The sequence below is a fragment of the Williamsia sp. 1135 genome, assembly GCF_002095395.1.
Taxonomy (GTDB): Bacteria; Actinomycetota; Actinomycetes; order Mycobacteriales; family Mycobacteriaceae; genus Williamsia.
Window position 1 is genome coordinate 19,988 of sequence record NZ_MJEI01000055.1, and the last position, 12,062, is coordinate 32,049.

The 12,062-nt window shown below is 65.9% G+C and carries 8 protein-coding genes; 6 read left to right on the plus strand and 2 right to left on the minus strand.

The window, feature by feature from the left end:
• Positions 1-20: 20 nt before the first annotated feature.
• Positions 21-1,025, minus strand: a complete 1,005-nt coding sequence (locus tag BFL43_RS02590) for a D-2-hydroxyacid dehydrogenase (RefSeq protein WP_084890499.1) — start codon at positions 1,023-1,025, stop codon at positions 21-23.
• An 88-nt stretch (positions 1,026-1,113) separates the two neighbouring features.
• Between BFL43_RS02590 and BFL43_RS02595 the strand changes: the two genes are divergently transcribed.
• Genes BFL43_RS02595 through BFL43_RS02620 form a run of 6 tightly spaced genes read left to right on the plus strand, consistent with a single transcriptional unit; the run spans position 1,114 to position 10,545 of the window.
• Positions 1,114-2,376 carry an aminotransferase class III-fold pyridoxal phosphate-dependent enzyme gene (locus BFL43_RS02595; protein WP_084890501.1) on the plus strand — a complete coding sequence of 421 codons (1,263 nt, stop codon included), beginning with the start codon at positions 1,114-1,116 and terminating at the stop codon, positions 2,374-2,376.
• Positions 2,377-2,384: 8 nt separating this feature from the next.
• Positions 2,385-5,396, plus strand: coding sequence for an FAD-binding and (Fe-S)-binding domain-containing protein (locus BFL43_RS02600; protein WP_084890503.1), 3,012 nt, complete (start codon positions 2,385-2,387; stop codon positions 5,394-5,396).
• Positions 5,393-6,880 (plus strand): NAD-dependent succinate-semialdehyde dehydrogenase, encoded by a 1,488-nt coding sequence (locus BFL43_RS02605; RefSeq protein WP_084890505.1) that lies wholly within the window; start codon positions 5,393-5,395, stop codon positions 6,878-6,880. Before BFL43_RS02600 ends, BFL43_RS02605 begins: the two co-directional genes overlap by 4 nt.
• A gap of 47 nt (positions 6,881-6,927) precedes the next feature.
• A complete protein-coding gene (locus tag BFL43_RS02610; protein ID WP_084890507.1) occupies positions 6,928-8,121 on the plus strand; it encodes a M24 family metallopeptidase in 1,194 nt (397 codons plus the stop codon).
• A 7-nt stretch (positions 8,122-8,128) separates the two neighbouring features.
• A complete protein-coding gene (locus BFL43_RS02615; protein ID WP_084890509.1) occupies positions 8,129-9,361 on the plus strand; it encodes a PLP-dependent aminotransferase family protein in 1,233 nt (410 codons plus the stop codon).
• Between the two features lie 11 nt (positions 9,362-9,372).
• Positions 9,373-10,545 carry a M20 family metallopeptidase gene (locus BFL43_RS02620; RefSeq protein WP_084890521.1) on the plus strand — a complete coding sequence of 391 codons (1,173 nt, stop codon included), beginning with the start codon at positions 9,373-9,375 and terminating at the stop codon, positions 10,543-10,545.
• Positions 10,546-10,916: 371 nt separating this feature from the next.
• On the opposite strand, the gene BFL43_RS02625 is transcribed toward BFL43_RS02620, so the two are convergent.
• On the minus strand, positions 10,917-12,062 hold a 1,146-nt coding region (locus tag BFL43_RS02625), incomplete at its 5' end, for a DUF222 domain-containing protein (RefSeq protein ID WP_084890510.1).

Genomic DNA, 12,062 nt, shown 5'->3' on the forward strand with positions numbered 1-12,062 from the left:
GTGCGTCACCACCCGCTTCTTCAGTGTGGGGCGGGCCTCACCCGGACGTAGCCCGCTTCTTTGTCCACCTCGTTGGCGAGCGGCTCGGACGCCGCGTAGCGCTGCAGGTTTGTCAGAAACAGCTGCGCAAGTTCATCACGCCAGCCCACCACGTCGCCACTCATATGGGCAGAGATGTGCACGTTCTCCATGTCCCACAAGGGGTTGTCGGCCGCGAGGGGTTCTGTCTCGAAGACATCGAGGCTGGCGGCCGCGATCTGGCCCTCGCGCAATGCGGCGATGAGAGCCTTTTCGTCGACTAGCTGCCCGCGGCCGACGTTGATCAGGTGGGCCGAGGGCTTCATGGCCGTCAGCACGTCTGCATCGATCATCTGCGCTGTCTGTTCGGTCAGCGGCGCGATGGTCACGATGTTGTCGAAGTCTCCTGCGTACTCGGCCAACTCATCGGTCCGCAGGACTGTGCCGAAGTCCGGGTCCTCGGTCCGAGCGATCCGGCCCGCGCCGGTGACCTGCAGCCCTGCGGCTCTGAGCAGACTGGCGACGGCCCTGCCGATCCCGCCGGTGCCGATCACCAGGGCACTGCGACCGGCGGTGCGGATCGTGTCACGCCGCTCCCAGTGTTTGAGCTGCTGATATCTCTTGGACACGTGGAACTGTTTGTCCTGGGCGATGATCGAGCCGAGAACAAACTCCGCAATCGGCCCGTCGAAGACTCCATGAGCGTTGGTGATCGTGATCGACGACGCCCGCAGTTCGTCGAACATCATGGCGTCGACCCCCGCCGCGGACACATGCACCCACTTCAGCGCCTGTGCCTGTTCCCAATTGTCCTTCAGCGCCGCGGAGAAGAAGTCCCACAGCATCAGGACATCGGCCCCGCCGTCGGCGGCGAGCGCCCCACCGAGGTCGGCCGTGGTGGCGAGCCGCACATTCGCGACCTGCCTGATCTGCTCCAGATTGCCCGGGTTCTCCAGTCCGTCGCGTCCCAGGATCACGACGTTCGGCTTCGTGTTCGCAGTTCCCATGCGCCCCACGGTAGGGCAGCCGCCCTGACCACCCAGCAGCGACTGTCTAATTGTTGACAATCGTGCAATCGGCAGTCACGGTGTACCCATGAGTTCTGCCACCCTCAGCCCTGCCCTCAAACAAGCCACCCCGGTGGTGGTCGATCACGCCAAGGGGTCGTGGATCCACGGCACCGACGGCGTCGACTACCTCGACTTCACCACCGGCATCGGCGTCACCAGCACCGGCCACTGCCATCCCAAGGTCGTCGCCGCCGCGCAGGAGCAATGCGGAAAGATCATCCACGCGCAGTACACGACGGTGATGCACAAGCCGCTGCTGGAACTCACGGACAAGCTCGGCGAGCACCTCCCGACCGGCCTCGACTCCGTGTTCTACGCGAACTCCGGATCCGAGGCCGTCGAGGCGTCGGTTCGCCTCGCCCGGATGGCCACCGAACGCCCGAACATCGTTGTCTTCCAGGGCGGGTTCCACGGCAGGACCGTCGCCGCGGCGACCCTGACGACCGCAGGCACCAAGTTCTCGGCAGGCTTCTCGCCGCTCATGGGTGGCGTCCACATGGCGCCGTTCCCCTACGCGTACCGCTACGGCTGGGACGAGGCCACCGCGGTCGAGTTCGCGCTGCGGGAGCTCGATTACCTGTTCGCCTCCCGCGTCGCGCCCAACGACACCGCCGCGTTCCTGATCGAGCCGGTGCTCGGCGACGGCGGCTACCTCCCGACCCCGCCCGCGTTCCTGGCCGGTCTGCGCGAGCGCGCCGACAAGCACGGCATCATCCTGATCCTCGACGAGGTGCAGGCCGGCGTCGGCCGCACCGGCAAGTTCTGGGGACACCAGCACAGCGAAGGCCTGATCCCCGACATCCTCATCACCGCCAAGGGCATCGCCTCGGGCTTTCCGATCTCGGCCATCGCGGCTCCGACGTCGCTGATGGCCAAGGCCTGGCCGGGATCTCAGGGTGGTACTTACGGCGGCAACGCCGTGGCAGCCGCCGCCGGAGTCGCCACACTGCAGGTGATCGCGGAGGAGAATCTGGTCGAGAACGCCCGGATACGCGGTGATCAGATGCTGCGCGGCCTGTCCGAGCTGGCACCGAAGTTCCCACAGATCGGCGACGTCCGTGGCCTGGGCCTCATGGCCGGCATCGAGTTCGTCGACGGCGACGGCAAGCCCGACGCGGTGGCCGCTGCCGCAGTCCAGCAGGCCGCCATTCCCGAGAAGCTGCTCACCCTCACGTGTGGTCCGATGGGTAACGTCGTGCGACTCATCCCCGCGCTGGTTGTCACCGAAGAGGAAATGGCCACCGGACTGAACAGGTTTGAAGCAGCGCTGACCGCGGCCCTCGGATAGCGAGGGTCATGGACCCCGCACCCAACGGGACTCGCATCAGCGCAGATCTTCAGGCGCTCGGACTGAGCGCCGACACCTCGACGCGTCGACTCACCGAATACTCCTACGACGCATCGAATTACCGGCTGTCACCGCTGGTTGTAGTGTTCCCGCGCACCGACGAAGATGTGGCAGCGGTCGCCGCCTACTGTCACCGCAACGGCCTCACCGTGACCGCTCGCGGCGGCGGTACCGGCATGGGCGGCAACGCGATCGGCAACGGTGTCGTGCTGGACTTCTCGCGGCACATGGACAAAGTGCTCGAAATCGACGCCGAGGGCAGAACCGCGGTGGCCCAGTCGGGCATCGTCTTGACGACGCTGCAACGCGAGGTGCGCGGCGCCACCGGCGGGACGCTCACCTTCGCACCCGACCCCTCGAGTCAGTCGCGCGCCACCCTCGGTGGCGCCATCGGCAACGACGCGTGCGGTAACCACTCGGTCCGCTATGGCCGCACCACCGATCACATCGAGTCACTCGATCTCGTCACCGCCGAGGGGCTGCGGTTGACCGCATTGCGCGACGGGCTCGTGGCCACCGATCCCGCGGACGGTGCTGCCGCCGCGCGGGCCGAGGAGCTGACTGCGGCGATGCGCCGGCTCACGTCGGCGAACATGGGCGCCCTGCGCACCGAGATGGAGCAGATCCCGCGTCAGGTGTCCGGATATCATCTCGGAAAACTGTTGCCCGAAAACGGCTTCGACGTCGCACGTGCGCTGGTGGGCACCGAAGGCACCTGCGCGATCGTGGTCTCTGCCAAGGTCCGGCTCGTCACCGCTCCCACCCGCGCCCTGCTGCTCTGTCTCGGGTATCGCAACGTGGTCGACGCCGCTCGCGACGTCCCGACCCTGCTGGAGTTCGCCCCGTCCGCCATCGAGGGCATCGACGAACGGATCGTGCAGACCATGCGGGCCCGGCGCGGCGATGATTCTGTCGCGGGTCTGCCCGAGGGCAACGCCTGGCTCTACATCGACCTCGACGAGGAGAGCGCCGAAGACCCGGCGTTGGCTGCCGCGCAGCTGCTGGAAAAGCTCTACGCCAACGGCCGGCTCGTCGACGGACGTACCGTTCCCGATCCCGCGCAGCGGATCTCGCTGTGGCGGGTCCGGGAAGACGGCGCCGGGTTGTCGTCACGGTTGGTGAGCTCCGAAGAGGTCAACCCCGAAGACGGTGGACACGGCGGCACGTACGAGTCGTGGCCCGGCTGGGAGGACTCGGCCGTCGCACCCGAGAACCTCGCCGACTACCTCGAAGGCTTCACCGAACTCCTCGATCACCACGGCTTGACCGGGGTCATGTACGGCCACTTCGGCGCCGGCTGCATGCACGTGCGCATCACATTCGACCTGCGCAGCGCGGAAGGTCGGGCGGTGATGCGCCGGTTCTGCACCGATGCTGCCGCGCTCGTGGTCAAACACGGCGGTTCGCTGTCGGGCGAGCACGGCGACGGTCGCGCGCGGTCGGAGTTACTACCGATCATGTACTCGCCGCAGATGATCTCGGCCTTCGGTGATTTCAAGAAGATCTGGGACCCGGCCGGCATCCTCAACCCGGGCAGCATCGTCGACCCCGATCCGCTGGACGAGAACCTGGTGCTCGCGGACGTTCCGAATCGACAGTGGCAGACTAGCTTCGATCTCGGAACACCAGGGATAGGCGTCAATGGACAACCAGGTCTCGACCCCTTCATCCACGCCGTCCAGGGCTGTATCGGCGTGGGACGCTGCCGTTCCGACGCCGGCGGAGTCATGTGCCCGAGCTATCGCGCAACCCGGGACGAAAAGGATTCCACCCGCGGACGCGCACGCGTGCTGCAGGAGATGGTCCGCACCGCACGCGACATCAAATCCGGTTGGCGTGACGAGGATTCGCGCGAAGCCCTCGACCTGTGCCTGTCGTGCAAGGCCTGCTCGACCGATTGCCCGGTGGGCGTCGACATGGCCACCTACAAATCGGAGTTCTTCTCCAACTACTACCGCGGCCGGGTCCGCCCGCTCTCGCACTACTCGCTGGGCTGGATGCCGGCCTGGCTCAGCGTCGCAGGCACGCTGGCCCCGCTGATCAACAAGACGCTGTCCAGCAGACTGTCGACGCTGGCCGCCAAGGCCGGGGGGATCGACCCGCGGCGCACCATGCCCGCGTTCGCCCGTCGTAAACAGGTCCGCGCCGGAATGGCCGGACTGCGCGCCGACCCGTCCGCCGACACCGTGCTCTTCGTCGACTCGTTCACCAAGGCGTTTCGTCCGCACGTCGCGGCCGCCACCGCCAACGTCCTCGGCAGCGCGGGGCGCACGGTCAGTTGCGAGGCCGATCAGTGCTGTGGACTCACCTGGATCTCCACGGGTCAACTCGGGCATGCCCGAAAGGTGTTGGCCCGTACGGCTGCTGCCCTCGACGACGGCACCGACAGGCCGATCGTGGTGCCCGAGCCGAGCTGCGCCGCCGCACTGCGCAAGGATCTGCCCGAGCTCGTCCACACCGATGCCGCCCGCCGGGTCGCGGCTCGGGTTCGTAGCTTCGCCGTCGAGGTGGGACATCTCCTCGACGACGGCTGGGAGCCCCCCGTACCGTTGCCCGCCGAGGTCACGGTGCAGACCCACTGTCACGAATACGCCTCGTTCGGGCCGACCACGCAGCCGGCGGTCCTGAAGCGACTCGGTGCCACCACCGTGCACCAGGCGGACGGGTGCTGCGGTGTCGCAGGCAATTTCGGATTCGAAAAAGGCCACTACGACGTCAGCATGGACGTCTCCGAACAGGCGTTGGCCCCCGCGCTGCGCAAGCACGGCAGTGACACCCCTGTCCTCACCGACGGTTTCAGCTGCGCCATGGCCGTACAGCACCTCACCGCCACCGACAACACCATTCCCGATGTGCAGTCGGTCCACCTGGCCGAACTGCTCGACCCCGCTTTGCTCATCTCACAGACGACCGCGCAGACACCTGCGGCACAGGTCGCCGAACAAGGAGGTTCGATATGACAGCGTCAACCGTCACCGATCGCAAGGGCCGGGCCGCCGACCTCATCGGTGCGCTGCCCACCGGGCTCTACATCAACGGGGAATGGGGCCCGGCAGCAGACGGCGCGACGTTCGACGTCGAGAACCCAGCCACGGGCGAGGTGATCGCCACCGTCGCCAAGGGCGGGCAGGCCGACGCGACCGCCGCCATCGAAGCCGCGGCAGCACACCAGAAGAGCTGGGCCGCAACCGCGCCCCGCGAACGCAGCGAGATCCTGCGCCGCGCCTACGAACTCCTGCTGGAACGCCAGGACGATCTGGCGCTCATCATGACCACCGAGATGGGCAAGCCGCTGGCCGAAGCGAAGGGCGAGGTCGCGTACGCCGCCGAGTTCTTCCGCTGGTTCTCCGAAGAGGCCGTCCGGATCGGTGGCGATCACACCACCACCGGTGACGGTAAGAACCGCATCCTCGTCACCAAAGAGGCTGTCGGGCCCTGCATCCTGATCACGCCATGGAACTTCCCACTCGCCATGGGCACCCGCAAGATCGGGCCGGCGATCGCGGCCGGGTGCACCATGGTGTTCAAGCCGGCGGAGCTCACGCCGCTCACGATTCTTGCGCTCGCAGAGATCCTCACGGAGGCCGGCCTCCCGCCCGGTGTGCTCAACATCGTCACCACCGACGATCCCGGTTCGGTCGTGGAGACCTGGATGGACAGCGGTCTCGCGCGCAAGGTCAGCTTCACCGGCTCGACCCAGGTCGGCAAACTCTTGCTGGAGCAGGCGTCCCGGTCGGTGATGCGCACCTCGATGGAACTCGGCGGCAACGCCCCGTTCCTCGTGTTCGACGACGCCGACATCGACAAAGCCGTCGACGGTGCCATGGTCGCGAAGATGCGGAACATGGGTGAGGCGTGCACAGCGGCCAACCGGATGTTCGTGCATCGCAGTGTCGCCGGGGAGTTCGGCAAGAAGCTGTCCGAGCGGATGGCCGCTCTGACCGTCGGCAACGGTGCCGTCGACGGCACCGATGTCGGCCCCCTCGTCGAGAAGAAGGCCGTCGACAAGGTGAAGTCTCTGGTGGCCGATGCGGTCGATCGTGGTGCCACGGTGATCTGCGGTGGCGACACGACCTTTGACGCCGGATACTTCTATCAGCCGACGGTGTTGTCGGGTGTGGATCCGAACTCCGATCTGATGAGTACAGAGATCTTCGGACCGGTCGCCCCGATCATCCCGTTCGACGATGAAGACGAGGTGATCGCGCTGGCAAACGACACCCCTTGGGGGCTCGTGGGCTACCTCTTCACGCAGGACATCGACCGTGGACTGCGGGTGTCGTCGGCGCTCGAGGTCGGCATGGTCGGACTCAACACCGGCCTGGTGTCCAACCCGGCGGCACCGTTCGGTGGCGTCAAGCAATCCGGCCTGGGCCGAGAAGGCGGCAGGATCGGGATCGACGAGTTCCTCGAAGTGAAGTATCTGGCAATCCCCCGTACTTAGAAGCAAGTACCAGAAGCGAATACGACCTAAGGAGGTGTGAAGAAGCCATGTACCTCGGCTCACAGCTGTTCACCGATGCCGAATACGAGACCCGGCTGGCGAACGTCCGGACGATGATGGATCGGCAGGGCCTGTCGGCGATCATCGTGACGGATCCGGCCAACATCTTCTATCTCATCGGCTACAACGCCTGGTCGTTCTACACCCCTCAGATGCTGTTCGTCCCGATGGACGGTGAGATGGTGTTCTTCGCACGGGAGATGGACGCCCACGGCGCTCACCGCACCACCTGGCTTCCCGCCGAGCAGATCGTCGGCTATCCGGAGAGCTACGTGCACCGTCCGCACGTACACCCGTTCGACTGGGTGGCATTCGCCTTGCGCCAGCGCCACCTCATCGCGCCGGCGTCGCGCGGCGGTTCGGTCGGGATGGAGATGGACTCACACTTCTTCTCCCCCAAGGCCTACCGGGCGCTGTTCAACGCCATCCCCGAGTGGAAGCTGGTCGACTGCTTCGAGCTAGTCAACTGGGTGCGATCGGTCAAGTCCGACGCCGAGATCCAGCTGATGCGGCAGGCGGGCATGGTGTGTTCAGAAGCCATGCGGGCGGCCATCGACACCATCGACATCGGGGTCCGGCAATGTGATGCGGCAGCAGCGATCTCGCAGGCCCAGATAACCGGCACCGACAAGTTCGGTGGCGACTATCCGGCCATCGTCCCGATGATGCCCACCGGCGCCGCCGCGGACACCCCGCATCTCACCTGGCACCAGGGCACTTTCATCAGCGGCGAGGCAGTGGTCGTCGAGTTGACGGGCGCCCACAATCGCTACCACTGTCCACTCGCCCGCACCGTGGCGCTGGGCCCGGTGAACAAGGATGTCGACTACGTCGCCGGTGCGACCGCAGAGGGGCTCAACAACGTACTCGAGGCCATCGCACCCGGTGTCCCGACCCGCGAACTCGCGTCCACCTGGAATTGGACCCTGGCCAAGTACGGACTCGAAAAGCATTCTCGTCTGGGCTATTCGATCGGCATCGGTTACCCGCCGGACTGGGGCGAGCGCACCATCAGCATCCGCACCGAAGACGAGTCGATCCTCGAAGAAAACATGACGTTCCACATCGTCTGTGGGATGTGGATGGACGGCTACGGCTTCGAATTGTCAGAGTCGGTCCGGGTGAGTGCCACCGGAGTCGAGACCTTCACCAGCTTCCCCCGCGACCTGATCAGAAAGTGAGAGACGCATGACCGCAACCGAACTTTCCCACCACGCCCCTACCTTCCCGCTGGCCGGGCGGGCCAAGGATCTAGTGGGCTCGATGATCGATTCGTCCACCTCCCTGCTCGCAGCGCAGAAGCACGACATCGTGCGCTTCGCGATGGGCTCGCCGGCCGACGAGGCCGTGCCCGCCGACGAGTTCCGCGAGATCGCCGGCAGCATCCTCGACCACACGTCCTTCACCTACGGCGCGTCCGAGGGCGAGCCGCGTCTACTGGATCTGCTGGTCAAATACCTTGCCGGTACCCCTGACCCGGCCAGCGAAGACCGCCTCGTCATCACCACCGGCGGCATGCAGGGCCTCGACCTCGCGTGCAAACTCTTCGTCGACCCGGGCGACCTGGTGATCACGGAGTCCCCCACCTACACCAACGGCAGCGCCACAGCGCTCTCCTACGGTGCGCAGCTCCTCGAAGTCCCCGTCGACGACGAGGGCATGATGGTGGACCAGCTGCCCGACCTGGTGGCGCGTACCCATCGGACCCCCAAGGCGATCTACACGATCCCCAACTTCCAGAACCCGTCCGGTGTGACGCTGTCCCTGGAGCGCCGGAAAGCGTTGTTGGAGTTGGCCCATAAGTGGGGCGCGGTGATCATCGACGACGATCCCTACGCGTTGCTGCGGTTCTCCGGAGAAGACATCCCGACGTTCCAGACGCTGAGCCCCGATGATCCCCTGCTGTTCTCGGTCCGCACCTTCTCCAAGATCCTGGCTCCGGGGTGGCGGGTCGGCTGGGTCGACGCCGACCCGGCGCTGCGCCAGCTGCTGATCAACGGCAAGCAGGCCATGGACACCTGCACCAACGTGCCGAACCAGCACATCGTTGCCGAGTACATCTCGCGCGGCGGTCTGGACGACCACCTGGTGTCGATCCGCGAGCTGTACCGAATCCGGCGCGACGCGATGCTCACGTCGCTGCAGACGCATCTCGGCGATGAGGTCACCAGCACCAATCCCGATGGTGGCTTCTTCCTCTGGGTCACGCTGCAGGGCAAGTACGAGGGGCTCGACACCCGCGAGCTGTTCGAGATCGCCCTCGCGCAGGGGGTGGCATTCATCCCCGGCCCGGCGCTCTCGCCCGGCGGTCACTTCCGCAATGCCCTGCGTCTGTGTTTCGCCTCCAGCACCCCGGAACGGATCGACGAGGGTGTCCGCCGCCTCAAGAGTGCTCTGGATCTGGCGCTGGCTGCCTCGTGACCGAGACGGTCGTGGACGAAACTGCCGTGCTCGACCTTGTCGACGAGGCTGAGCTGGTATCGCTGACGCGGTCCCTGATCGACGCCGGCGGTGAGAATCCGGGTGGCACCGAGGGCCAGACGGTCGCCGTACTCGAACGGGCCTGCCAGGCTCTGGGCTTCACTGTGGAGACGTGGGAAGTCGCTCCGGGGCGACCGAATCTGACGGCCACATTGCCGGGCACCGGCGACGCTCCGGGGCTGATGGTTTTAGGCCACTCCGACGTGGTGCCGGCCGGTGACGGCTGGACCCGGCGCCCGTTCGAGGCGAGTGTGTCGGCCGGCCGGATCTACGGTCGCGGCGCCACCGACATGAAGGGTGGCCTGGCGTCGGCTGTGATCGCGATGGCCGCGTTGTCGCGGTCCGGAGTGCAGTTGCCCGGTCCCGTGCAACTCGCGTGCACGGTCGACGAAGAAGACCTCGGGATCGGCATCCGGGATTTCGTGACGCGCTCGTCGTCGCACCGGTTCGCCGGCTGTGTGGTCGCCGAGCCCACCGACCTCGAGACAGTCATCGCCTGCCGTGGTGCGTCGTACATCGAGGTCCGGATCATCGGTCGCGCAGCTCATTCGGGTCGTCCCGCCGACGGTCGCAACGCCATCGATGCGGCGGCGGCGATCATCGACCTGGTCCGCGCAGACCAGCGCAGCATGCTCTCCTCGCGCGACCCCCTGCTCGGCACCGGCACCTGGAACACCGGACTGATCGAAGGCGGTCAGGGCATTTCGGTCGTCGCACCCAGCGCTACCGTCAGTTTCGATCGCCGGCTCATGCCCGGCGAAGATGCATTCGAGGTCGCCACGTGGTTGCGGGGCGCGATCAGCGAGGCAGGTATCGATTCCGACGGCATCACCGTCGATGTCGAGGTCACGATGGCCATGCCCGGCTTCGAAACAGATCGCGACCACCCACTTGCCGCCCGGGCCGCCACCGCGGTGGTCGACGCCGGCGGTGCAACCACCATCACCGGCTGGACAGCAGCCTGCGACGGCGGCTTCATTGACCGCGATCTCGGCATACCCGCGATCGTTCTCGGTCCGGGCGGTCTGAACGACCAGGCACATCGTCCCGACGAGTCCGTCTCGATCGCCGAGTTGGTCACCGCCGCGAAGGCATACGCCCTCTTGGCCTTACGACTGCTCTGACTGCTCTGACTGCCAAAGATGCCACCGACCGTGCCATCAACGCCGCCCACCGTGCCAATCCGAACGCCGGCGTGCGTTGAAACCGTGAGCGGGCCCTTCCGTGCGTTGACCGTGCTCTTAATACCGGGGTTCCCAAGAATATTCGCTCCAGCGCCGACGGAGTAGCGAAGCCCCTGACCAGCTCACTCGAGACGTATCTCGTGCGGTTCGTCCGAATACAGGGCGGAGACCGTGGTGCTGCCGCCCGGCCCATCCGGGCGGCAGCACCTTGCGTTTCACACTGTGGAATTGTCAATCTGCGTGCGCGGTCCCGAAGCGTTCTCGGGTACGCGGGGGGTCGAGCGGTCTGAGAGTTGCTGTCAGAAAGTAGATCAGGCTGCGAGTGTCATGGTTCGCCTGTTGTAGGCGGGTAAGGGTCTTCGTTGCGGGTCGATATCGGCCGGCGGAATCAGCCACGGATGCCCATCGGACCCCATACTGATCTCCCATCCGGTGTTGTGGATTGCGCGGTGGCAGGTCCGGCACAGTAGGCAGCCATTGCCCAATGTTGTGGTGCCACCGTCGGACCAGTAGATGATGTGGTGGCAATCAGACCAGGACGCTGATCCGCCGCATTTAACACAGCATTGGTCGCGGATGATGATCGCTTTGCGGACAGCGCCGGTGAACAGGCGTTTCGAAGGTCCGACGTCGATCGGCACCCCGTGCTGGTCGAGGATGACCGATGCCATCGAGGAATCGCACGCCAGCAATTTCGCGAGGTGCTCGGTGATCGGTCCCATCCACTCCAGCGTCGCCCGGTCGGGGTGGTCGGCGGGTACGGATACGTTCACCTCGGTCCGCGGCGCCGACACGAATCCATCGCCGCCGCCACCGCCGCAATCGAGCAACTGATGCAACGCGTCAGCGCGGCGCTGGGTGTCACTGCGGGCATCATCAGATCCATCGGGCTCTGGGCGTGGCCGGCTCCACAGGTCCAGCGCGGCGTGCAACTTCTCCCCGATCTGCGCATCCACATCGAACCGACCCACCAACCGTCCCTCACTGAACGCGTAGTCGAGTTTGTTGAGTGAGGGATCCTCAGCCGGGGTGGGTCCGCCGGTGTCGTGGGCGACCTGGTTTCCCAGACCTTGGGCGATCTTCTCGATCTCGGTGGGTCGCGCTCCGGAGATGGCGTGACTCAACAATTTTCCTTCGAAGACGACTCGTTCCTCGTCGGTGATCCCGACGTCCGACCTGTCGTTGATCTGCTTGATCCCTTTGACCACGGCGTCGACATGCTCGGTGGAGAGGAATCCATCCCGGAAGTACCCGGCGGTGCGATCGAGCTTCGCGACGCCGGCGCCGATACGTAGCCAGCGCGATGCTGGTGCTGGGGCGGCGCCGTTGTCTTGCAGCCACTTCGACGGTGTGGTGCCGGCTTTCTTCGCGAACCCGAGCCGGTCGATCATCGCCGCACAGACCGACAGCTGCGACTCGGTCGCATTGCGCAGGGTGATCAGGTCTTTCGTCAGTGA

Coding starts and splice junctions, on each gene's coding strand:
- BFL43_RS02610 (WP_084890507.1), top strand. CDS start 6,928: ATGTACCTCGGCTCACAGCTGTTCACCGATGCCGAATACGAGACCCGG.
- BFL43_RS02595 (WP_084890501.1), top strand. CDS start 1,114: ATGAGTTCTGCCACCCTCAGCCCTGCCCTCAAACAAGCCACCCCGGTG.
- BFL43_RS02600 (WP_084890503.1), top strand. CDS start 2,385: ATGGACCCCGCACCCAACGGGACTCGCATCAGCGCAGATCTTCAGGCG.
- BFL43_RS02590 (WP_084890499.1), bottom strand. CDS start 1,025: ATGGGAACTGCGAACACGAAGCCGAACGTCGTGATCCTGGGACGCGAC.
- BFL43_RS02605 (WP_084890505.1), top strand. CDS start 5,393: ATGACAGCGTCAACCGTCACCGATCGCAAGGGCCGGGCCGCCGACCTC.
- BFL43_RS02615 (WP_084890509.1), top strand. CDS start 8,129: ATGACCGCAACCGAACTTTCCCACCACGCCCCTACCTTCCCGCTGGCC.